Below are 25,508 nucleotides of genomic sequence, written 5' to 3'. Positions count from 1 at the left end.
GCTTTAGGGACATATTTCGCAAGAAATCTATCCAAAATATAGATGGAAATGTAGCTTTTGAATAAAGTTTGATTAAATTAACTTAATAAACCTTGATAAAAGAACAAATAGAAAAAAGACTGTAACAAAAATATAAAATACTTTTGCTACAGTCCCCATTCATCTTTCAACTAGTTATTATATAATTTTATTTCTGAAGCTGAAGCAAATCCACCACGTCCTGATACCACTTCAAGCTTTACATATTGCGTATCTACTTTACTGAAACTTACATTCTTTGTAAGCTTATTATTTTCCCAACTTCCAGTAGCAACCTTTGTAAAGTTAACTCCATCCAAACTTGTGTATATATTATAGCTAGTTATGTTACCGTTATTATTACTATCTTGTCTTGGAACATAAGCTAATTGCGATATATTAGTAACTTCATTAAGCTTTATCGTAATGTATGGAGCCTTATCGCTTCCATTCCATAACGTATGCCACATTGTTGTAGAGTTTCCGTCAACTGCATTTGCAGCAGCATTATCCTTTGCATTTTGTTGACTTGAGAAACCTGCAACAGATAAACTTGTATGCGGTATTAATCCTAATACAGAATTATCAGTAAACTTTAAGTTAACAGCATCACTTGCTGGATTTGAACCAACAGCAAACTTTCTAACTGTTAAAGTAACATTTCCTGTTAAATCTGGTAAGTTAGGTGAAGTTGGATTATATTTTGTCCAGTTCGAACCTTGATCCGTGCTGAATTCCATCGTACCATTTATACCAAAAACTAAGTTCTCATCATCATTTGAAGAAACATTTAATTTAGCAGCTTGTCCAATTGGAATTAGTAAAGGCTGCGTTGTTCCAATCACTCTTACTAAAATATCATTCGTTGAATTGATTGCTGATATTTCTTCATTACTAAGAAGCATATCATTGCTTGTAGCAGCTCTATACGTTTTCCCTCCATCAATACTGTATTCCGTATCGGTTTTAATTCCCATTAATTTCCCTGCATTTACTCCATCAAAACTAAAAGTAGCAAGGGACAACCCTAAACTTGGCATTTTGGCTTTTATATTATTAGCTACTTGCTTCTCATTAACATTTGTTATTGTGGAGAATGCATTTAATATATTTAAAGTATATTGTTGAAGCTTAGCTCTATCACCTGTATTAAGAACATGGCTTCTAATTTGAGTAAGAAGATCCAACATAGGTCTTGGCTCATTAGCAAAAGCAGTAACTATACCGTTATTTAATTCTTGCCACTCAGCATCTGTTACATTTGGATTTTGTAACATGAGAGAAACGTAATCTTTCCATACTAAAACATTAATTGGTAGAATATTAGTAGCCGTTTTATAAATTGCACTTTTCTTATCTGATGAAGACATCGCTTTCGCTAACCAGCGTAATCGCTCTGATTGATCTAGTTTTACTGAATCACGTTCAGCATTTTCAAATAATAATATGTTCGGTACTTGATTTTTCAAACTATTATCTGACCAAGGAATAACAGTTACATCATGACGGCCCGACTCTCCCCATCCAGATATATCATTTCCTAAATTCCAAGAAGATGGTTTGTCATTCCATATGAGTGCACAATGTCCAGGCTGTGTAACAGGCATAGCTGCCACACCAAAGGCTTGACTTACTTGCACACCAAACTTTGAAATACCACCGCATACCGCACCATTTCTGTAAATTGAGGAAAGATTCCAACCTAAACCATAGAATGCATTATTTCCAGCTTGAACGCTAACCCCATCTTTGTTCTTTGTTACATATTTAATCAAATATGCACTTTTTCCTATCTTTTCTTGACTTTTCAGTTCTGGATGTTCCGTATTAATCATTTTTCTTGCCCAAGTTAAATCTTCTTCTGGTGACCAAGTATTCACTACTAATCTTAAATGCCAAACATCATATGTTCTAAAGCAAGGAAGTAACTCATTATTTTGATCTGCTAATTTATAATGTTGGTACCTTGTTAATGGATTAATAGGTGTATTATTTGTCCAATATTTTATAGGTTCAGCATGAGCTAACGATGTCGCTATCGCTAATTTCAAATACAATCCTTCATGAGAATCTGCATCTGTATTCCATATTGTATTCCATATTTCAAGTGCATTTACTGGATTCTTTCCAGTTGGACTACCTCCTTCAAGAAACGTATTCATTACATCTGTATTTTTCATAACCCAATTAAGAAAATTTTGATGAGCAGCATCTTTTTTAGCGAATGTATTCATTGCTGCAGCGCCTGTTTGTGATATGAATTGCCACTGAGCCAAAGCCGCTGCAAATACTGGGTCTCCAAGCTTATTTTTTAAATTCGCTTCAGTGATATTCCCAATATTTCCATTCAGATACGCTGTGAGATAACTCAAATGACCCTCAAAATTACCATTTGCAATTGCCTGATTTGTCTTTTGGTTCAATGTTTCTAGATTGAATGTTTCTAGATTGGATGACACCGTTTCAGCTGAAACTTTTGTATACGGAATCGTAGCAATACTCCCTAAAATAATCGGCATAGTTAATAATAAAGATGAAATCTTTTTCAAAATAAGTCCCCCTTGTTTTGTTTTTGACCTTTAACTGCTGCATTATCCTCCTTTATATAAAATAATTCCCCACACCTAAAGGCATGAGGAATTAAACAGCCAACATGAATATAATTTGGTAGTTTCCTAACCTTTCGGCAACTGGCTGACATAGTGGAATGCACCTTAGTCCCTATAGCTTTGCGCCATTAGCTTTCACTAATTTTGCCTTTATCGAATTTCACTCTAGGATGGAATCATAACAAAATTCAATTTCATTTAATAATGTGGTATTCCTTAATTAAGGAATAAACTCTTCTATAGTTTTTTACCACTAGTTATTATCGTTACGGTTCATCGTGTAACATCTAAAATGATAAATAAAACTTTCATGGAAGAAAAAAGAAAGAGTAGAGATGGAAAGTGTACAAACATGTCAATCGCTATAATTCTAAATTTTCAGAAAATAAAACTGAAAAGTGGTTTGTGTCCACTCTATCTATAATTAAGATTTTATCACTGGAAATAAAATAAAACAACAAAATCCGAATGAATTCGACATTTTTTTTGCAAATTAACTTAATGTTATCTCAGCCTTTATAACCAAATAACATGCTCTTTATAAATCGATTTGGGTATAATTCATCTAACTAGTAACGTGCTTTTTATGAATATGCATCAAAAACAAGAGTTGTCTTTATTTGCCGAAGAGTTATATCGCTATATGTCTCTCGCTAAACTTAATCAATTAGCTATAGAAGGGCTACCGCCACATCGCTATCAAGCTAATAAAAAGAAATGCCCCCTAAAATGAAAAAATACGCTATTCTTTCTGTAGAATCATAGGAAAGGATGGCGTTTTTTATGTCTGTTTCTGTGTCTGACGAATTACAACTATTTGCTCAAAAGATTCAAAGTTTTTTATCTCCAAATACCTTACGGGATTTTGCTAGAGATGTTGGTTTTGTACAACGAACCAGTAAGTACCAAGCATTATTACTTATTAACCAATATTTAAATTTAAATATAATTTATTGTAGTTCGACAAATTTATTGTTGTAACAAAATATAACCTTTAAATCATTCTTAAAGTGAATCTCGACTTTTTTCCTACCGACATATCATTCAACATGTTATGAAAAGTGTACCTTTTGATGCGGAAGTTATTCCTATGAAATTATTGTAAATTTATATTAATTTGTTTTAATATTATATTTATAATTGGATTATTAAGTGATGTAGTGATGGGCAGGATGATTGCACGAATAAAAAGCTGTTCATTCTTATAATCTATTCATAGAAAACAAAAGAACCACCCGGAAATAGATCCGTAGTGGTTCTCTTTACAAATACTTGGTAGAATACTTTACTGAACTAGATAAGGTATGGGATTCACTGCATTTGTTTTTTCAAAATTCCACTCGCCGTTATGTAATTCAAAATGAAGATGTTGCCCGGTTGAATGTCCTGTATTCCCCATGTGTCCTATCATTTGTCCGGTTTCAACCCGATCACCCGCTTGTACTGTACGATCCTTCAAATGTGCATAAACGGTTGTATATAATTTCCCATCTATCGTATGAGCAATAAACACAACATTTCCATAGGAATTAGAGTAGTAGGATTTTATTACTTTTCCGCTTGTTGCTGCCAGGATTGGAACTTCACCTGGAGCTGTGAAATCTACTCCGTAATGCATTTCTCCCCAACGAACATCAAATGTAGAGCTGACTATCCCTTTCGTTGGGGACTTGAAAACAGCTGGAATAGAAGGAGTTTCTTGTGGTTTGTTTTGTAATACATAATGTTTAGCTACATATCCAAAACCTGAACCGAAACGTATTTTATACCAAGAACCTACTGTTTCTACAACTTGTAATTGGGTACCATTTTTTAAAGATCCAATTATAGAAGTGTTAGTTCCCGCTCCGCTTCGCACTCTTAATACAGGAGTTGCAACATAATAAGATGAATTTCCTTGTACGGTGGTTCCTTTAACCATTGAATGGGAACCATCAGAGACAAATTCTTTTTTCACATATCCTGTTTTTCCATTATAAGAAATTTTATACCATTCACCACATTCTTCTAAAATGGAGATGTATTTTCCATTTGGTAGTACACCGAGAATAGTAGATTCTGCATTTGGCTCTATACGAACATTTAATGCAATCGCATTTACAATATATTGATTTTTTGGTTGTGTTTGTTTTGTGGGAGAAAGATAAGATTTTTGCATGTAACCAATTTTATTTTGTACATCTACTTTATACCAGTCAGGTGTTGTTTCTAATATTTTAACTGGAGTATTGAATGTAATACTTTCAATAGAGTTGCTATTTGTAGTAGCGCCCTGATACAGATGTACTTTGTCAAAATTTATAAATCCGATTTTTACTTTGTCATTTTGTTGTATTGATACAGCATGAGAATCAGCTGCTACTACTGAAGGGAGAAGTGTAGCAATTGCAGCAGTTGTTAATGAAAAAGTGGTAGTGATCATCTTCATATAATAATAAGCCTCCTTCGGGAATGTATTACAACATTAAAATGAAAACAATATTAAAGTGAAAGATATATAAAAAGAATAGCAGATTTTTAAAAGTTGTGGTAAAAAAATATCAAAAAATGTCGAATTAAACGGAATTTTTAGTTTTTTTGTTGATTCTTGTTATTTTTTATGTTAAACTCATAACAACAAAGAAAGAGTCACCGAAAACCCTTATCGATTAAATTTTCAGAATTTTTAGTCTTAATTATCGGTTTACTCCATGTGATTTACACGTTTGTGTATTGCTTTTCCACTCTTTCTTTGTTCTACCCTATAAAAGAAAACAACCTGTTTTTATCCAAGTTGTTTTCTTTTGTAAAAATGTAATTTGTTGTTTTTATAACAGTTGGGGTTACTATTTTAAAAGTTATTATGGTTTATAGGGGGGCGATAGCTAATAGATTGGATATTTAATGAGGAGTTTGCATTACAATAGAGTGAATCTAGAAAGAGGTGAAAACTAAGAAATTCGGATGTTATTTTTAAAATTTTGGAAAAGGAAGAATAAAAATATAGTGGATATACAATTACAATAAGGGAATGCAGTATAGATTAGTATACTTGCATTCCCTTATTATATTTATTTTTTTCTTTCTATATTTTTTTGTTCATAGATACCAGCAGTCATCTCAGTTTTGAATCAAATAAATGCTCTATTATTACAATCCTAAATAAATCAAAATAACACCTACAAATGTTTGTAGGTGTTATTTTTTTGGGGCATTCTCAATCGGGGAAACTTTTGCGATCTATGCGACACCAAACTATTAATATGTACTAATGTAAACTTTTGGATGAAAGTTTACATTCGATTTTTTAAACATTTACAACATATTTCTCAATATAGATATACTTGTTGATTATGAGATTAATATTCTTAATTAACGAAAAATAAAGTAAAATAAAAATATGATGGTCATCACTATTGTTTACTCCATGTGTTAAAGATAAGATCGAATTCTCCGATCTTATCTTTTTTTGTAGAAATTTAATATAAAAAAAGAATTCTTATCTTCTTAAGGGTTCTGCAACAGGAAATAACAAAAATATAAATAATAAAACGATATATGAGAGACATTTACATAAATTTAGTGTGTATTACGTAGCATAAACCTATTATTGATCTGTACTTACTACTTTCTTTTTTATTTCATTATTGTTAATTTTGGAAATGGTAATAAGAAAATGTCGAATTTATCGGAAATTTGTATAATTTTGTTGTTTTATTTTATTTTTCATGCTAAACTCATTCTTACAAAGAAAGAGTAAACAAAAACCCTTAGTGATTTAATTATCAGAATTTTTAGTTTTATTAGTTGGTTTGCTTTACCTCATTGACATGGGTGTATCGTGTCCTCCACTCTTTCTTTGTTGTACCCTACAGAAAAAAACAACTTGTCCTTATCCAAGTTGTTTTTTTCTGTAAAGATTTAATTTATTTTTTCATGATAGCTGAGGTAGTAATTCAAGAAAGTACGTATCAGGGACATAGTTTTTAAGATGAGTTTTTGGGAGGCTTATTAATCAGGTGTTCTTTATTAATCAAACGTTTGTTTAAAGTACTTTGGTCATGAATGTAGTATGAAGATACTTGTAAAATCGGGTAGCATGCATGTGTTAATACTCTTATAGGGGTCACCATACATATCCATCAACTTAAGAAAAATAAACGCCCCAAAAACAAAAAGATGAGCTGACTTCTTAAAGTAGCTACCTGTAGAGAAAGAAAATTTTCATTTAGGGGATATATTAAAACCTTAGTTTGATGGACATGTGGTATTATCCTTAAAGTAAAAAAATAATTCTTGTGACAAAAGGAGGCTTCAAATGTTACAAAAACCATTAAAAGTACTTGCAACTTCTGCCATTTTAACAACTACGTTATTTACACCTATCATGACAAATCATGTAGTTGCTCGTGCTGAAACTCAAGAACAAACTGTTGCAACACAAGTATTCACCGAACGAATTTTTCATGTTATGGGTAAGGGGAATGTAGATATAATCCAAAATATGGATAGACGTCAATTTAAATTTAGTCCATATGAACCAACCGGATTATATGCAAGCCCCAATGAAAAAATAACAATTCGAGTAGAAGGAACACAGCCTATTGTAGCTTATATAGGAACATTTTCATATGATGCCAAATGGAATCAAGATTCATTAATAAAATCATTTACTTTAGCACCAGGCGAAAATACAATTGAATCTCCAAACGGTGGAATGATTTATTTCAACAATCCACTACAAGGCGGAACAGTACAAGCTGAGATAAAAACTGGGGGAGTACCTACGCCTTTCTTTGAATTAGGCAAACATACGAAACAAGATTTAATTCATATGCTAGATACATATCCTAACGCCCATGCGGTGGAATTAAAAGGAGAGCGCTCATTAATAACGGCAACTCCTGAACGGGTGAAAAAATATTTAGTAGGTTCTAATACAGATCCTGTCGAACTCTTAAAAAAAATAGACGAAGCGATTAGAATTGAAGATCGGGTTTCTGGTTTAACTGAAGAACAAGCAGATAAGCATTACGTGCATTTTGTGGAGGATAATCAATCTGATTATTATATGTATGCGTATCCTAGTAGAACAGCATACGTTGGAGATGCGATTAAAAGCGTATTAGATATAAATAAGTTTACAAAAGATGGATGGGGACCTTGGCATGAAATGGGACATCAAAGACAACAAACTCCTTGGATGTGGGATGGATTAGGAGAAGTGACTACAAACATTTATAGTATGTCTGTCCAACGTGCTTTTGGAAATCCATCGAGATTAGAGACGGATGGAACATATGAAAAAGCATTTACTTATTTAAGTAAGCCTCAATCGGAAAAAGACTATAATAAAATTGATGATGGCTTTGTGAAACTTACAATGTTTTGGCAATTGGACTTAGCTTTTGGAGAGGAATTTTATCCGAAATTACATCAATTGTATCGCTCCATACCTAGAGCAGAGCTTCCAAAAACAAGTGAAGAGAAAACCCAAGCCTTTATTTACAATGCATCTAAAGTAGCAAAGCAAAATTTACTTCCGTTTTTTGATAAATGGGGGCTTATGGCATCAGCGGAAACAAAACAAAAAATAGAAGCTTTACATTACCCAACATTAACTGCGCCTATTTGGGAAGCAAAGGATTCTAAACCTGTGAAGCCGCTAGCTGTATTATCTAAAACAATCATGAAAGCAACTGCAAACAGTGAGGAATCATGGCATGACCCTGCTAGCAATGCGATTGATGGTAATCCAAATACAATTTGGCATAGCAAATGGAGTACACCAAACCAATATCCGTTCAATTTAACACTAGACCTTGGTGACACTCGTACAATTACACAGCTATCATATCTTCCGAGACAAGATACATCTACAAATGGTCGCATTTTAATCTACAACATTTACACAAGTACAGACGGTGTTGATTATCAAAAGGTAGCTTTTGGAACATGGGAAAATAGTACAAAACAACAATTGGCAACATTCAAACCCGTATCTGCTAAATATGTGAAGTTAGAAATAGTAAACGGAATAAATGGATATGCTTCAGCAGCAGAAATAGATATTTTGGGGTATTAATTTTTTGATTTTAAAAATCGTAAATAAAGAAACCGATTTCTTGAAGTGCCCCAAAACAAAAAATTTATTAATGTATAGTTATTTATGAGAATCCAGCTCATTTTTTTCGTTATGGGGGTAATTAAAAATATTAGCTTGATAGCGATGGGGTCCCACCAACAAAAAAGGGTATGCCAAAACTTGGACATACCCTTTTTTCTACTTCATATATACATAGGCTTCATTCGTAGTAACATAGGATGTTATTCCTCTGCTATTGTGTACTTTATATTGCGCCGATTCATTTACCGTAACTTTTGCATCGATAACAAATCCTAAACCTTCATCTACAGTTCCAGCTACATCTTTATCAGACCAGGAAGCAGAGTCATAGAAACGTAGGTTGTCCACTTTAGAAACAACGCGTTTACCTGCTACAGAGCTTGCAGAAGAAGTTTTCTCCCATTCATATCGGATATAAGATGGGTTGTAGTAAAACCATTGATTACCGCCAAGGTTTAACCAATCTCCTTGTTTTGCCCATACTTGATATGCTTCACTTTTACCTAATTGACGGATAGCACCGTAATTTAGAAAACCAGTCTGTTCAAAATCAAAAAAAATTCATTCATAAAGTATTTGATCTTGTAGTATAAGGGGAACTCTGTTAGGAATCTATTGTTATTTTTGTTCTTCATTATATATTTTCACCAGAACCAGATTTAGAGATTACTTGCATATGTTTTGAAGTTTTCGCGTCAGAACCAATTAATGCTAGACATCCTCTTCAAGGTAGTATAACATGAAGAGGACTTCACATGAAATAAACTTCACATAAAGTTGTGTTAGGAGTGATTTGTTTGAACAATAGATTTAAAGAACTTTATTTATGTTCGTTTGCAATTATTGCAATAGGTTTTAGTGAAATAATTTTTGATCACAATGAAGCGAGTTTTGCTGAGGGATTTTATTTAGGTAATTTAAAGATACTTACAGGAATAATCTTTTTAATTTTCGCTTTAGTTTCTCAAACTAAATCTAATACCAATCGTAAACAGTTAGAGAGAGAGCTATCAAAAGAATATGATGAGAGGGATGATTTAATAGAAGGAAAAGCTTCACAATTTACCATAAGTATTCTAATGGTCATGATTATTCTTATGATGTTTCTTTCGGAATGGATTATAATTCCAATTAATGCTGGGCTATTTCTCATTATAATATGTTGCCTAATTACTAAAACATTAGCTAAAAAATATTATAGTTGTTTTCTTTAATTAGGAGGTTACTATGAAAAATATAGTAAAAGAGCTACGTTTAAAACATGGAATAACACAACAAGAATTAGCTGATAAAGTATTTGTATCTTCAAGAACGATTATTTCGTTGGAAAAGCAAAAGTATAATCCATCTGTTTTACTAGCATATAGAATATCTGCTGTTTTCAACCTATCAATTGAAGAAGTTTTTATATTTGAAGAAGATGACTAATAGTAGTATACAAATATAATTGACAAGAAACATTCAAACAATATAGCAAAATACAAATAATGAATATAAGTAGGAAAAAATTCATTATTTGTATAATAAGTGGAGGTAAATATAATGGCTTTAAAATTATTTGGTATCGTTTTTGGAGTGGTATTAATCTTATGGGGATTATATAGAATGAAAAAAGATGATGCATTCGTAGGAAAAACTCAAACAAGAAAAAATCTTTTCAATTTGTTGATTCTCGGAGAAGCTTCTGGATTAGGACAATTATTAGGTGGAATTCTACTTGTAATTGCAGTAATCGTATCCTTTATAATTAAATAATTTGCAAACAAAAGAGGTAGCTTTAATCAAACTTTATTCTAAACCAACAAGTATAAGTAGTCTCCTTTATTAAACGTTGTTTGTAATAACAATAATATAGTGTCGGTTTGAAACAAAGATGCACCGGGCGCTTTTCTTTAATAACAATCACAAGAAATGCTTAAACTTTTTTATAAAAATCAAAAACATAATTTAAAGAATTAACTCCGTTTTGAACAATCTTTATTCAAAATGGAGTTTTTACGTTAGTTGGGGTCACCATACATGCCTATCAAGTTAATAACTCAGAATTACCCCATGCCCATCAAGTTAAAGTTTTATTTCACCCCCAGAATGAAATTTCCAGGCTTTCTTGTAACAAAGAAGCATATTTTATCGTTTTGGGGGTGACTTGTCTTCTTAGTTTGATAGCGATGGGGTGCTCCCCCAATTACTACGACATGATTTGTAATGAATTAGGAATTAGGAATAATCATAATAATGTAATATATATATTAATCATGTAACAGATATAAAATATACATAACGCTTAAAAAAATAATGTGTGGAGGAATTATGGTAGAATGTCGAAAAAAAAGAATTATGAGATTTTTTGTTGATTTATGTCGTTTTTAATGCTATACTCATAACAACAAAGAAAGAGAAAACAAAAACCCTTATCTAGTAAGATGTCAGAATTTTTAGTTTTCTCAAATCAGTTTACTTCTTGTGCCGTAGAAGTTTGTGCATTTTTTTCCACTCTTTCTTTGTTTTACCCTATAAAAGAAAACAACCTGTTTTTATACAGGTTGTTTTCTTTTGTAAAAATTTAATTTGTTGTTTTTATAACAGTTGGGATTACTATTTTAAAATTATTATGGTTTATAGGGAGGCGACAGGTAATAGATTGGATATTTAATACCTTTTGGAATGATGGGAAATAGCCAAAAGGAAATAAGGAGATACTTAAAGTCCTCTCAAGAGGTTGAATTTTCTGAAAAAACATTTACAAAAATATTTATTTGAATTAAAATACGAACTACAAAGATTCGACATTGTACGACAAAATGATATAATTTTTCAGAATATTACAACAACTAGAAGTAAGGTATCTATATGAATCTATTTCGAAAAAAATCTGTTTCAGCATTATTAGCACAGTCAGAACAAAAAGGAGCATCTTTAAAAAAAGAACTCGGTGCATTTGATCTTACTATGCTCGGGGTCGGCGCTATCATCGGAACTGGGATTTTCGTTCTTACCGGTGTTGCCGCAGCAGAACACGCAGGACCCGCACTTGTTTTGTCGTTTATTTTATCCGGTTTAGCCTGTGTATTTGCAGCATTATGTTATTCTGAATTTGCATCAACTGTACCGGTATCCGGTAGTGCGTACACTTATAGCTATGCAACATTTGGAGAATTAATCGCTTGGATTTTAGGTTGGGATTTAATTTTAGAATATGGATTAGCTTCCTCAGCTGTTGCATCTGGTTGGTCAGGGTATTTACAAGGTCTATTAAGTGGATTTGGGATTACATTACCTACGGCTTTAACAAGCTCATATAATCCTGAAGCGGGAACATATATAGACTTGCCAGCAATCTGTATCATCTTTCTAATGACGTTGTTATTAACAAGAGGAGCAAAAAAATCAGCGCGTTTTAACGCTATCATGGTAGCTATCAAACTTTTTGTTGTCTTACTATTTATCGGCGTTGGCGCTTTCTATGTAAAACCTGAAAACTGGACACCCTTTATGCCGTTCGGCTTCTCTGGCGTAACAACTGGGGCTGCAACTGTATTTTTTGCTTACATCGGATTTGACGCTGTATCAACTGCTGCTGAAGAAGTCAAAAATCCACAGCGTAACATGCCAATCGGCATTATTGCTTCTTTAACAATTTGTACGATTCTATATATCGTTGTTTCATTAGTTTTAACTGGGATTGTACCTTACGATCAGTTAGGTGTGAAAAACCCTGTTGCATTTGCACTACAATACATTCAACAAGATTGGGTTGCTGGTTTCATTTCTTTAGGAGCGATTACTGGAATTACAACTGTATTACTTGTTATGTTATATGGACAAACACGATTATTTTATGCAATTAGCCGCGATGGCTTACTACCAAAAGTACTTTCTCGCGTAAATAAAAAAACAAAAACACCTGTTATCAATAGTTGGATTACTGCCACTATGGTTGCTTTCTTTGCTGGTTTTGTTCCTTTAAGTAAACTAGCAGAATTAACGAATATCGGTACATTATTCGCATTCATCGTTGTATCAATTGGAGTAATTATTTTACGTAAAAAACAACCAGAACTACCGCGCGCTTTTAAAGTGCCTTTGGTACCATGGATTCCTGCTTTAGCTGTTCTATTCTGTGGATACTTAGCATTACAACTCCCAGCAACAACATGGATAGGCTTTGCAATATGGCTTGTAATTGGACTTGGTGTCTATTTCAGTTACGGTTACAAAAATAGTACACTACAAAAGGAACAAAAAGAAGACGTAGCATAATGAAAAAGCTGTTGTCCCATTAGGACAGCAGCTTTTTTCCGTTCTGGTACAAAAAATAATATCATTGTGTATACTGAAATTATTCTTGAACTACTCACCACTTAACATCCTTATGGACTGTTTGAAGTAGGAGATTCCTAAGTACAGAAACCTAACGGTTTCTAATTCATTAGGCTATCCCCGTAGTTCCTACGGTTAAAAGGCGAATTGCTTCGTTTCTAAGATTGAGCACTGCATTTCGATCTCTATCTTGATGTGTGCCACAAGAAGGACACTCTCACTCACGGATGGTTAGATTTTTTACGCCTTTGTTTTTATATTCACAATTGGAACATAATTGACTAGAAGCGAATGTTTTAGATACCAAAACCACTTGTTTGCTATACCATTTTGCTTTATATTCCAACAATTCCTTATGTTTACGATACTTCTCTTCCATTAATCGGCTGAACTGGTCGGTTATTCGTTGGGAATAATTTATGAAACGTTTCAATTTGTTTTTTGGACATCTCTATTGTCTGTTTCATCACAATCCACTGGACATTTTCTGTACAAGGAGGTGTTGTCAAAGAACCCATGTAACGGAATGACGAATGATCTGAAGGAAGAAGCTGTTTTACATCAATGGTATGCTGCACATCACTCTGTGTATTTTTGCTGTTCGGGAGATTTTTCCACATTTCTGCAAAACTTTCGTTTGTTTGTCCCTCTTTTATCATAATACCTATTACTGCTAACTGACCTTGATCATTTTGATGGACCAGATGTAGTTCCATATCTGCATGTTTTCCTTCAAATTGATGTTCACTTGGTGTATGGAAATGGAATTGTTTTAATGTGTAACGACTTTCTCCAAGCGTGAGATAATCATCAGAACTATTTGCTTTCCCCTCAATACTATGCCCATTATTTTTAATAGAAAATGATATTGGTTGATAATTAATTTGCAAATGATTAGCATCCTCAACTGATGATTTTATTTGTTCCGTTTTGATATCTATCGGAGATTGTTCTTGCCCATTTAAACACATTTTGTATTCTGGTTTCAATTCTCCCCAGTGTTCTGGACCAGTAGTCCCTTCATATGACCATTGCGTATTTTTTTCCGTAGATTTTTCTTGTGTAGCTGTATCCTTGTTTGACTGTTCTTGTTTTGCTGTGTTACACCCCATTAACACTGCACTCATTGTCAATATAAGGGGAGTTTTATAAAGAAACTTTAAGCCTTTCATACTGTTTCCTCCTAAGATGATAAAATATTGTATTTAAAGAATATTGCGTGTAACTAAAGGTTCTGTTACAAATTCACCAAAAATATCAAGAATCTAGAGAAGCATCGTTCCATTATTATACAATTCAAACTTTTAAGTAGAAAAATGGAATATCGGAAGCTATACAGTTAATTTGTGAGCAAAGGAGTAACTGTGCTTATTTCTCAAATTAGAAAAGCTTTATACAAAGCCAGATTGAAGTCAAAAGTTATTAAATACTATAAGAAATGGAAGCAAGAACATATTACATTTCCTAATTTGCTATTATTCCGTGTGTCCTTATTTAGCATTAAATAGAATGACATCTTACCAATACCCAAAATCGATTTTGTAGTCTAATTTTGGTTCCAATTTTATTAATCTGGTCATTTTTATTTGGCATTACTTCATTCATTTTGAAACATGGGCTTGCTTTCCGATTAAATGTCTTGTTTTGTCTATATTCCCCCCTTATATCTAATTGAGATTGACTTTCAATTTATATTCATTATAATTATATATAAATTATTAAAAAAAAATCAATATAGATTTATATTTTTTGATATGATACTATATATTTCTGGTTCTGTTGCAAATCTTTCGAAACGAAGTTATGTTTTTGAAAAGATAAACGGAAGCGTAATAAGTTAAATGTTTTAAAGTAAAACAATTCAAACAAGATATTATTGGGGTGTTTTTTCTCAAATCTGCGAAATGGGGAATTAGCTTAATTGGGGTCACTTTCCATCACCATCAAGCTAAGAAAATATCCCAAAAATAAAAAAATGACTTCTCAAGATGAAAATGTACACTTTTTTATTTTGAGAGCGTCATAAAATTCTTAATTTGATGGATATATATAGAAATCCATGCTAATTAACGACCGGTATTGTTTTGTGAAAAAAATGTCGAAATTATACGAAATTTGATTTTTTTTATCTTGTTATACTTTATATTTAGTGCTAAACTCATAATACAAAGAAAGAGTAGCTGAAAAAACCCAATTTAAACTGAAAATATTGAAAATTCAGTCTAGTATACGTCTGATTGATATTTACGCTTACTACTCTTTCTTTGTTTTATTTTATATATTATATCGGGTATAGATAGCGAGGTGACTGAGATGTGATTAATTGGTAAAAGTAGAGTGTGAGTATTCTGTTATTCTTATGACACCTTAATCACTTAAGGGCACATTTATTACGAATATTTGTAAAGGGAATTGAGGCCCAATGTACTGATCTAGCAATGTGAAATTTGGTTACATGCAAATAAGGAAATAAGCAACTACAATTAATTATGAATCTAGTCGTCATGCTGAGAATTTAATTGAAGGTTTGGTATAGTGAGATTTAACCATGAAGTTTATAAGTCATGTAGATTAAAATTCTAAATTCATAAGCTAACACAAATTAGTGAACGTTACTGTTCATTTTTTTAAAAAGCATAGGACTACTTAATTATAAACCTAAGAAATGATATGTAAGAGGTACATGAATAAACAAAATTGTTTGTGATTTTTACTAAATGAATCAAAAATGAGGTAGAGGCTTAGCACAAGCACTTAAGGATGATATTTGAGTGTATGTAGGAGGGATTATAAAATAAGAAGTTTATCCCAAATGAGGTATTAATTTATGTTTGGTTTTTTAAATTACAAAATCAGTTACAAAAGTTACGGAAACTATTTTTGGTATCCAAATAGTTTTATAGTATGGATGAGAGCATGGGGGTAATGCCTGTAGGAGGGGGCAAAAGGTTCTGGTAAATAAAATTGTGAATCAATAAAAAGGTTCTATCAAATTGGGACATACTGATGCTATGAATCTGAAAATAATGGAAAGTAGTATGAATAAACTGATAGCATTGAAATGAAAACATTATTAATCAGAAATTTATGCTATCCATAAGATGGTAGATATGATACAAGTTTTCAAGATTTGATAGGGATGATAAAAAACGGAATTTCACCAGTTACAATAATATCATTAACTATTAAACTTGTAAATAGTAAACTTAGTAAAATTAATGTTAGATTAAAGAATTGAAGCTTATTGGAGGGTAGAGAAATCGTTTATAGAAATCTATTTTCAAGTTTTTTAGTTTATAACAGTTGAAAGAAACGGTATGCCATCAGCCTATTAAGTCATTGTCATTGTATATTCATATTAGAATCCATCTAAATATAATTTATAGGAGAATGACATGATAAAAAGAGTGACTTCGATTTTTTCGATTATAATGATTTTCATATTTACTATAGGTCAGAATTTCACATCTATAATAGCAAATGCACAAGAATTAAATAAAACAGGACTAGTTGATAGTTTTATATTTGATAAAACGGAACTAAGTGTCGGTGAACAGACGAGAATACGCGTTAATTTTAGTGAAAAACCTGGATTGGAAATAAAAACGGGAGATACATTAATGTTAGCGTTGCCCCCGGAATTAAAAGGATTCAAAGGAACGATTCCATTGAACAATGAGCAAGGGCAAAATTTTGGTACTTGTCAAATAAATACAACTAATGTGGTATGTACATTTAGTGATGTAGCTGAGAAACTTCTAAATGTTAGGGGGCATTTTTATTTTCAAATTGAAGCGACTCAGGATGTAGCATCGGGAGAAAAGAAAACAATCAATACGGATCTAGGTACAAATTTAGAGGCTCAAAAGGTAACGATTACTGGTCCAACTAATAATGGGGGAAGTAGCCCTGGAACATTTCACTCTAAAGGGGGCAGTATTAAACCCGAAGACACCGGTATAGTAAATTGGTGGTTAAATATAAATGGTGCAAAACAAAATGTAGATACAGATATTGTTTTGACAGATACTTTGCAACCGGGACAAACACTTAATCAAGATAGTTTCCGTATTGGAGGATTTGCCGCTCCAATGCCACCTCAAGAATTTCAAGCCCAAGGTTATGGAACGGTTACTTTTATCGGTGATAACGCGTTTAAAGTTGTGATTAATAAGGATAAGGCAAGTGGTATTACTTTTGCTTTCTCCTATACATCTACTATAACTGCAAGCGGAAAGAGTCAATCATATTTTGATAATCAATATACGGTTGATTACAAGATTACGAATGAAAATCCTGTATCAACTTCGGGTAATGCTAGAGTTAACAATATAGATCAGGGCGGCGGTGCACAAGGCGATTTACCCCCTAAAGGAACGTTAAGAATTGTGAAGCACATTGCCGGAGATGAGACGAAATTTATACCGAATGTTTCATTTAACTTATATACAGAGTCAGGTCAGCAAATTGGCGATACTTATACAACGGATGGACAAGGTATGGTTGAGGTCCCTAATCTAGACCCAGGAAATTACTATGTACAAGAGATTGCAGGTCCAAACTATTTGGATTTTGATCCTCAAGTAAAAGTGCCTTTTACAATTGATGCAAATGCTGAAAAAGGCGTAAAGCTTGCTATTCCGAATAAAGTGAAAACGACATCTGTTTCAGGAACGAAAAATTGGAATGACAACAATGCAACAGATCGCCCAAGCTCAATCCAAGTAGAGTTACTGCAAAATGGAAATTCAATCAAAAAACAAGATGTATCAGCAGCGAATAACTGGAACTATACGTTTGCAGATCTACCAGCATATGATAATGATGGTAATACTTATACGTATACAGTAAAAGAAAAACCGGTAGCGGGATACAAATCGGAAGTAAATGGCTACAACATTACGAATACAAAAGATGCAAAAACATCTGTTTCAGGAACGAAAAATTGGAATGACAACAATGGAACAGATCGTCCAAGCTCAATCCAAGTAGACTTATTGCAAAATGGAAACGTAATTCAAACACAAGACGTAACAGCAGCAAGCAGTTGGAATTATACATTTGCAGACCTAGCACAATATGATGCAAATGGTGTTGCTTATACGTATACAGTAAAAGAAAAACCGGTAGCGGGATACAAATCGGAAGTAAATGGCTACAATATTACAAATACAAAAGTAGCGAAAATGACAGTAGAAGGAACGAAGACGTGGAAAGACGGAAATGCAACAGACCGTCCGGCAACGATCAAAGTAGACTTACTACAAAATGGCAATGTAATCGGAACACAGGACGTAACAGCGGCAAATGGTTGGAAATATACATTTACAAATTTAGAATCATATGATGCGAGCGGTGTTGCTTATACATATACAGTAAAAGAGCAACCAGTAGATGGATATAAATCCGAAGTTCACGGTTATGACATTACAAATACAAAAGTAGCGCAAACAACAGTAGAAGGAACAAAAACGTGGAAGGACGGAAATGCAACAAATCGTCCGGCAACAATCAAAGTAGACTTACTACAAGACGGTAAAGTAGTAGACACAAAAGAAGTAACAGCGGCAACAAACTGGAAGTATACATTTGAAAAACTTCAAGCATACAATGCCGAAGGCAATGCGTACAAGTATGAAGTAAAAGAACAACCAGTAGATGGATATAAATCCGAAGTTCACGGTTATGACATTACAAATACAAAAGTAGCGCAAACAACAGTAGAAGGAACAAAAACGTGGAAGGACGGAAATGCAACAAATCGTCCGGCAACAATCAAAGTAGACTTACTACAAAATGGCCAAGTAGTTGCGATGCAAGAAGTAAGTGAAGCAACAGGCTGGAAATATGGATTCAAAGACTTAGCGGCATACGATGCCGAAGGCAATGCGTACAAGTATGAAGTAAAAGAACAACCGGTGGATGGATATAAATCTGAAGTAAAAGGTTATGACATTACAAATACAAAAGTAGCGCAAACAACAGTAGAAGGAACGAAGACGTGGAAAGACGGAAACGCAATAAATCGTCCGACAATGATCAAAGTAGACTTACTACAAAACGGAAACGTGATCAAAACACAAGACGTACTAGCAGTAATGGGTTGGAAATATATATTTGCAGATTTAGAAGCATACGATGCGAATGGAATAGCTTATCAGTATGAAGTGAAAGAACAACTAGTAGTGGGATATCAATCTAGCGTAAGCGGTTATGACATTACGAATACAAAAGTAGGCGAAACGAAAGTAGAAGGAACAAAGACCTGGAACGATAACAACGCAACAGATCGCCCAAGCTCAGTTAAAGTAGATTTACTACAGAACGGTAAAGTAGTAGACACAAAAGAAGCAACAGCGGCAACAAACTGGAAGTATACATTTGAAAAACTCCAAGCATACGATACAAATGGGGTAGCTTACATCTATACAGTGAAAGAACAATCGGTAGATGGATATAAATCCGAGGTAAAAGGTTATGACATTACAAATACAAAGGTAGGTCAAACAACAGTAGAAGGAACGAAAACGTGGAAGGACGGAAACGCAACAAATCGTCCGGCAACAATCAAAGTAGACTTACTACAAAATGGCCAAGTAGTTGCGACGCAAGAAGTAAGTGAAGCAACAGGCTGGAAATATGGATTCAAAGACTTAGCGGCATATGATGCCGAAGGCAATGCATACAAGTATGAAGTAAAAGAACAACCGGTGGATGGATATAAATCTGAAGTAAAAGGTTATGACATTACGAATACAAAAGTAGCGCAAACAACAGTAGAAGGAACAAAAACGTGGAAGGACGGAAACGCAACAAATCGTCCGGTAACAATCAAAGTAGACTTACTACAAAATGGCCAAGTAGTTGCGACGCAAGAAGTAAGTGAAGCAACAGGCTGGAAATATGGATTCAAAGACTTAGCGGCATATGATGCCGAAGGCAATGCATACAAGTATGAAGTAAAAGAACAACCGGTGGATGGATATAAATCTGAAGTAAAAGGTTATGACATTACGAATACAAAAGTAGCGCAAACAACAGTAGAAGGAACAAAAACGTGGAAGGACGGAAACGCAACAAATCGTCCGACAACGATCAAAGTAGACTTACTACAAAATGGCCAAGTAGTTGCGACGCAAGAAGCAAGTGAAGCAACAGGCTGGAAATATGGATTCAAAGACTTAGCGGCATATGATGCCGAAGGCAATGCATACAAGTATGAAGTAAAAGAACAACCGGTGGATGGATATAAATCTGAAGTAAAAGGTTATGACATTACGAATACAAAAGTAGCGCAAACAACAGTAGAAGGAACAAAAACGTGGAAGGACGGAAACGCAACAAATCGTCCGACAACGATCAAAGTAGACTTACTACAAAATGGCCAAGTAGTTGCGACGCAAGAAGCAAGTGAAGCAACAGGCTGGAAATATGGATTCAAAGACTTAGCGGCATATGATGCCGAAGGCAATGCATACAAGTATGAAGTAAAAGAACAACCGGTGGATGGATATAAATCTGAAGTAAAAGGTTATGACATTACGAATACAAAAGTAGCGCAAACAACAGTAGAAGGAACAAAAACGTGGAAGGACGGAAACGCAACAAATCGTCCGACAACGATCAAAGTAGACTTACTACAAAATGGCCAAGTAGTTGCGACGCAAGAAGCAAGTGAAGCAACAGGCTGGAAATATGGATTCAAAGACTTAGCGGCATATGATGCCGCAGGCAATGCGTACAAGTATGAAGTAAAAGAACAACCAGTGGATGGATATAAATCCGAAGTAAAAGGTTATGACATTACAAATACGAAAGTAGCGCAAACAACAGTAGAAGGAACAAAAACGTGGAAGGACGGAAACGCAACAAATCGTCCGGCAACAATCAAAGTAGACTTACTACAAAATGGCCAAGTAGTTGCGACGCAAGAAGTAAGTGAAGCAACAGGCTGGAAATATGGATTCAAAGACTTAGCGGCATATGATGCCGAAGGCAATGCGTACAAGTATGAAGTAAAAGAACAACCAGTGGATGGATATAAATCCGAAGTAAAAGGTTATGACATTACAAATACGAAAGTAGCGCAAACAACAGTAGAAGGAACAAAAACGTGGAAGGACGGAAACGCAACAAATCGTCCGGCAACAATCAAAGTAGACTTACTACAAAATGGCCAAGTAGTTGCGACGCAAGAAGTAAGTGAAGCAACAGGCTGGAAATATGGATTCAAAGACTTAGCGGCATATGATGCCGAAGGCAATGCGTACAAGTATGAAGTAAAAGAACAACCAGTGGATGGATATAAATCCGAAGTAAAAGGTTATGACATTACAAATACGAAAGTAGCGCAAACAACAGTAGAAGGAACAAAAACGTGGAAGGACGGAAACGCAACAAATCGTCCGGTAACAATCAAAGTAGACTTACTACAAAATGGCCAAGTAGTTGCGACGCAAGAAGTAAGTGAAGCAACAGGCTGGAAATATGGATTCAAAGACTTAGCGGCATATGATGCCGAAGGCAATGCATACAAGTATGAAGTAAAAGAACAACCGGTGGATGGATATAAATCTGAAGTAAAAGGTTATGACATTACGAATACAAAAGTAGCGCAAACAACAGTAGAAGGAACAAAAACGTGGAAGGACGGAAACGCAACAAATCGTCCGACAACGATCAAAGTAGACTTACTACAAAATGGCCAAGTAGTTGCGACGCAAGAAGCAAGTGAAGCAACAGGCTGGAAATATGGATTCAAAGACTTAGCGGCATATGATGCCGCAGGCAATGCGTACAAGTATGAAGTAAAAGAACAACCAGTGGATGGATATAAATCCGAAGTAAAAGGTTATGACATTACAAATACGAAAGTAGCGCAAACAACAGTAGAAGGAACAAAAACGTGGAAGGACGGAAACGCAACAAATCGTCCGGCAACAATCAAAGTAGACTTACTACAAAATGGCCAAGTAGTTGCGACGCAAGAAGTAAGTGAAGCAACAGGCTGGAAATATGGATTCAAAGACTTAGCGGCATATGATGCCGAAGGCAATGCGTACAAGTATGAAGTAAAAGAACAACCAGTGGATGGATATAAATCCGAAGTAAAAGGTTATGACATTACAAATACGAAAGTAGCGCAAACAACAGTAGAAGGAACAAAAACGTGGAAGGACGGAAACGCAACAAATCGTCCGGCAACAATCAAAGTAGACTTACTACAAAATGGCCAAGTAGTTGCGACGCAAGAAGTAAGTGAAGCAACAGGCTGGAAATATGGATTCAAAGACTTAGCGGCATATGATGCCGAAGGCAATGCGTACAAGTATGAAGTAAAAGAACAACCAGTGGATGGATATAAATCCGAAGTAAAAGGTTATGACATTACAAATACGAAAGTAGCGCAAACAACAGTAGAAGGAACAAAAACGTGGAAGGACGGAAACGCAACAAATCGTCCGGTAACAATCAAAGTAGACTTACTACAAAATGGCCAAGTAGTTGCGACGCAAGAAGTAAGTGAAGCAACAGGCTGGAAATATGGATTCAAAGACTTAGCGGCATATGATGCCGAAGGCAATGCATACAAGTATGAAGTAAAAGAACAACCGGTGGATGGATATAAATCTGAAGTAAAAGGTTATGACATTACGAATACAAAAGTAGCGCAAACAACAGTAGAAGGAACAAAAACGTGGAAGGACGGAAACGCAACAAATCGTCCGACAACGATCAAAGTAGACTTACTACAAAATGGCCAAGTAGTTGCGACGCAAGAAGCAAGTGAAGCAACAGGCTGGAAATATGGATTCAAAGACTTAGCGGCATATGATGCCGCAGGCAATGCGTACAAGTATGAAGTAAAAGAACAACCAGTGGATGGATATAAATCCGAAGTAAAAGGTTATGACATTACAAATACGAAAGTAGCGCAAACAACAGTAGAAGGAACAAAAACGTGGAAGGACGGAAACGCAACAAATCGTCCGGCAACAATCAAAGTAGACTTACTACAAAATGGCCAAGTAGTTGCGACGCAAGAAGTAAGTGAAGCAACAGGCTGGAAATATGGATTCAAAGACTTAGCGGCATATGATGCCGAAGGCAATGCGTACAAGTATGAAGTAAAAGAACAACCAGTGGATGGATATAAATCCGAAGTAAAAGGTTATGACATTACAAATACGAAAGTAGCGCAAACAACAGTAGAAGGAACAAAAACGTGGAAGGACGGAAACGCAACAAATCGTCCGGCAACAATCAAAGTAGACTTACTACAAAATGGCCAAGTAGTTGCGACGCAAGAAGTAAGTGAAGCAACAGGCTGGAAATATGGATTCAAAGACTTAGCGGCATATGATGCCGAAGGCAATGCGTACAAGTATGAAGTAAAAGAACAACCAGTGGATGGATATAAATCCGAAGTAAAAGGTTATGACATTACAAATACGAAAGTAGCGCAAACAACAGTAGAAGGAACAAAAACGTGGAAGGACGGAAACGCAACAAATCGTCCGGTAACAATCAAAGTAGACTTACTACAAAATGGCCAAGTAGTTGCGACGCAAGAAGTAAGTGAAGCAACAGGCTGGAAATATGGATTCAAAGACTTAGCGGCATATGATGCCGAAGGCAATGCATACAAGTATGAAGTAAAAGAACAACCGGTGGATGGATATAAATCTGAAGTAAAAGGTTATGACATTACGAATACAAAAGTAGCGCAAACAACAGTAGAAGGAACAAAAACGTGGAAGGACGGAAACGCAACAAATCGTCCGACAACGATCAAAGTAGACTTACTACAAAATGGCCAAGTAGTTGCGACGCAAGAAGCAAGTGAAGCAACAGGCTGGAAATATGGATTCAAAGACTTAGCGGCATATGATGCCGAAGGCAATGCGTACAAGTATGAAGTAAAAGAACAACCAGTGGATGGATATAAATCCGAAGTAAAAGGTTATGACATTACAAATACGAAAGTAGCGCAAACAACAGTAGAAGGAACAAAAACGTGGAAGGACGGAAACGCAACAAATCGTCCGGCAACAATCAAAGTAGACTTACTACAAAACGGTAAAGTAGTAGACACAAAAGAAGTAACAGCGGCAACAAACTGGAAGTATACATTTGAAAAACTTCAAGCATACGATGCCGAAGGCAATGCGTACAAGTATGAAGTAAAAGAACAACTAGTGGATGGATATAAATCCGAAGTAAAAGGTTATGACATTACAAATACAAAAGTAGCGGAAACAACAGTAGAAGGAACAAAAACGTGGAAGGACGGAAACGCAACAAATCGTCCGGCAACAATCAAAGTAGACTTACTACAAGACAGTAAAGTAGTAGACACAAAAGAAGTAACAGCGGCAACAAACTGGAAGTATACATTTGAAAAACTTCAAGCATATGATGCCGAAGGCAATGCATACAAGTATGAAGTAAAAGAACAACCAGTGGATGGATATAAATCCGAAGTAAAAGGTTATGACATTACAAATACAAAGGTTGGTAACACAACAGTAGAAGGAACGAAGACATGGAAGGACGACAATGCGAAAGATCGTCCGGCAATGATCAAGGTCGACCTACTACAAAATGGCCAAGTAGTTGCGACGCAAGAAGTAAGTGAAGCAACAGGTTGGAAATACGGATTCAAAGGCTTAGCGGCATATGATGCCGAAGGTAAGGTGTATAAGTATGAAGTAAAAGAACAACCGGTAGATGGATATAAATCTGAAGTAAAAGGTTATGATATTACGAATACAAAAATCAAGGAAGATCCAAAAAATCCGAGCGTAGATCCAAAAGACCCGAGCACAGATCCAAAAGATCCGAGCGTAGATCCAAAAGATCCAAGCACGGATTCAAAAGTTCCACCTACTAAAGAAAATACTAAGACATCAGTATGGCTTCCTAACACAGGTGGAACATCAATGGAGATGATTTCATATATTGTAGGAATGTTGTTGATGGCTTTAGGTGGATTCGTATTTGTTCGTCAACGAATGAGATAAAAAGACTGGTTATGGTATAAAAAATCTATCAAACTTGGACATACTAATACTATCAACTTAGAAAGACTAGAGATTATGTATATCTAAGCCAAGCAATTTCAATGGGAAACTATTATCAACTAGGAATAATCTTAATCATAAGTGACTTAGTAGAAATAATAGGTGAAAATAGAATGTATATTGCTTATGTAGTGATTATAATCTGGATTCATCATTATGATTTATAACGTACCGTTGATTCAAAATCAAAAGGCCGTAAAGCGCTTTGTATAAAACGCTTTACGGCCTTTTCTTATTTTAAAATCTTTTGTTATAACAGGTTTTGCGATATGGGAAAGTGTATGAAAGACTTTAGTCTAACTTTTAGGTTTGGAATGAAATTTCCGTTTTTTTCACAGAAACTACTTGTTTGTTAACTAATACTTCATGGTT

General features: G+C 34.6%; 10 protein-coding genes, 3 pseudogenes and 1 riboswitch. Of the genes and pseudogenes, 8 read left to right on the top strand and 5 right to left on the bottom strand.

Annotation, left to right across the window (positions count from 1 at the left end; translation table 11 throughout):
• Positions 1–170 precede the first annotated feature (170 nt).
• Positions 171–2,567: a discoidin domain-containing protein gene (locus MKY70_RS30100; protein WP_340804981.1), complete on the bottom strand. Its 2,397-nt coding sequence runs from the start codon at positions 2,565–2,567 to the stop codon at positions 171–173.
• Between the two features lie 133 nt (positions 2,568–2,700).
• Positions 2,701–2,786: riboswitch (cyclic di-GMP riboswitch) on the bottom strand.
• Positions 2,787–3,219: 433 nt separating this feature from the next.
• Between MKY70_RS30100 and MKY70_RS30095 the strand changes: the two genes are divergently transcribed.
• Complete coding sequence (locus MKY70_RS30095) at positions 3,220–3,360, top strand: hypothetical protein (protein ID WP_341074744.1); 141 nt, start codon at positions 3,220–3,222, stop codon at positions 3,358–3,360.
• A 50-nt stretch (positions 3,361–3,410) separates the two neighbouring features.
• A pseudogene (locus MKY70_RS30090) lies at positions 3,411–3,599 on the top strand (IS4 family transposase); the annotation flags it as partial.
• Between the two features lie 313 nt (positions 3,600–3,912).
• Here the strand turns inward: MKY70_RS30090 and MKY70_RS30085 are convergent.
• Complete coding sequence (locus tag MKY70_RS30085) at positions 3,913–5,055, bottom strand: SH3 domain-containing protein (protein ID WP_340804979.1); 1,143 nt, start codon at positions 5,053–5,055, stop codon at positions 3,913–3,915.
• A gap of 1,869 nt (positions 5,056–6,924) precedes the next feature.
• Between MKY70_RS30085 and MKY70_RS30080 the strand changes: the two genes are divergently transcribed.
• On the top strand, positions 6,925–8,691 hold the full coding sequence (locus MKY70_RS30080; RefSeq protein ID WP_340804978.1) for a M60 family metallopeptidase: 1,767 nt from the start codon (positions 6,925–6,927) through the stop codon (positions 8,689–8,691).
• A gap of 198 nt (positions 8,692–8,889) precedes the next feature.
• Here MKY70_RS30080 and MKY70_RS30075 read toward each other — a convergent pair.
• Positions 8,890–9,261 (bottom strand): annotated as a pseudogene (locus MKY70_RS30075) (N-acetylmuramoyl-L-alanine amidase); the annotation flags it as partial.
• Between the two features lie 269 nt (positions 9,262–9,530).
• Between MKY70_RS30075 and MKY70_RS30070 the strand changes: the two are divergent.
• The 4 genes from MKY70_RS30070 to MKY70_RS30055 all read left to right on the top strand — a co-directional run bounded on the left by MKY70_RS30070 (position 9,531) and on the right by MKY70_RS30055 (position 12,993).
• Positions 9,531–9,947, top strand: coding sequence for a hypothetical protein (locus MKY70_RS30070; protein WP_341026819.1), 417 nt, complete (start codon positions 9,531–9,533; stop codon positions 9,945–9,947).
• A 13-nt stretch (positions 9,948–9,960) separates the two neighbouring features.
• Positions 9,961–10,161 carry a helix-turn-helix transcriptional regulator gene (locus MKY70_RS30065; protein ID WP_000790480.1) on the top strand — a complete coding sequence of 67 codons (201 nt, stop codon included), beginning with the start codon at positions 9,961–9,963 and terminating at the stop codon, positions 10,159–10,161.
• A gap of 114 nt (positions 10,162–10,275) precedes the next feature.
• Positions 10,276–10,488: a hypothetical protein gene (locus MKY70_RS30060; protein WP_340780622.1), complete on the top strand. Its 213-nt coding sequence runs from the start codon at positions 10,276–10,278 to the stop codon at positions 10,486–10,488.
• 1,095 nt (positions 10,489–11,583) lie between these two features.
• The gene (locus MKY70_RS30055) at positions 11,584–12,993 is read left to right on the top strand and encodes an amino acid permease (RefSeq protein ID WP_340804976.1); all 1,410 of its coding nucleotides are present in this window, start codon (positions 11,584–11,586) and stop codon (positions 12,991–12,993) included.
• Between the two features lie 169 nt (positions 12,994–13,162).
• Here the strand turns inward: MKY70_RS30055 and MKY70_RS30050 are convergent.
• Together MKY70_RS30050 and MKY70_RS30045 are read right to left on the bottom strand one after the other, a co-directional pair.
• Positions 13,163–13,402: pseudogene (locus MKY70_RS30050) on the bottom strand (zinc ribbon domain-containing protein); the annotation flags it as partial.
• A 10-nt stretch (positions 13,403–13,412) separates the two neighbouring features.
• Positions 13,413–14,225 carry a carbonic anhydrase gene (locus tag MKY70_RS30045; RefSeq protein WP_341026817.1) on the bottom strand — a complete coding sequence of 271 codons (813 nt, stop codon included), beginning with the start codon at positions 14,223–14,225 and terminating at the stop codon, positions 13,413–13,415.
• Positions 14,226–16,448: 2,223 nt separating this feature from the next.
• Here MKY70_RS30045 and MKY70_RS30040 point away from each other — a divergent pair.
• A complete protein-coding gene (locus MKY70_RS30040) occupies positions 16,449–25,076 on the top strand; it encodes a Cna B-type domain-containing protein (RefSeq protein WP_341074732.1) in 8,628 nt (2,875 codons plus the stop codon).
• Positions 25,077–25,508: the final 432 nt, after the last annotated feature.

It is taken from the genome of Bacillus sp. FSL R9-9492 (assembly GCF_038007365.1).
GTDB classification, from domain to species: Bacteria; Bacillota; Bacilli; order Bacillales; family Bacillaceae_G; genus Bacillus_A; species Bacillus_A mycoides.
Note: the sequence above shows the minus strand (reverse complement) of the source record. Positions and strands in the feature narration are given on the sequence as shown.

Bases quoted from the DNA above. Each gene is read 5' to 3' on its own strand.
- MKY70_RS30095 (WP_341074744.1), top strand. From the start codon at position 3,220: ATGCATCAAAAACAAGAGTTGTCTTTATTTGCCGAAGAGTTATATCGC.
- MKY70_RS30085 (WP_340804979.1), bottom strand. From the start codon at position 5,055: ATGAAGATGATCACTACCACTTTTTCATTAACAACTGCTGCAATTGCT.
- MKY70_RS30080 (WP_340804978.1), top strand. From the start codon at position 6,925: ATGTTACAAAAACCATTAAAAGTACTTGCAACTTCTGCCATTTTAACA.
- MKY70_RS30065 (WP_000790480.1), top strand. From the start codon at position 9,961: ATGAAAAATATAGTAAAAGAGCTACGTTTAAAACATGGAATAACACAA.
- MKY70_RS30060 (WP_340780622.1), top strand. From the start codon at position 10,276: ATGGCTTTAAAATTATTTGGTATCGTTTTTGGAGTGGTATTAATCTTA.
- MKY70_RS30055 (WP_340804976.1), top strand. From the start codon at position 11,584: ATGAATCTATTTCGAAAAAAATCTGTTTCAGCATTATTAGCACAGTCA.
- MKY70_RS30045 (WP_341026817.1), bottom strand. From the start codon at position 14,225: ATGAAAGGCTTAAAGTTTCTTTATAAAACTCCCCTTATATTGACAATG.
- MKY70_RS30040 (WP_341074732.1), top strand. From the start codon at position 16,449: ATGATAAAAAGAGTGACTTCGATTTTTTCGATTATAATGATTTTCATA.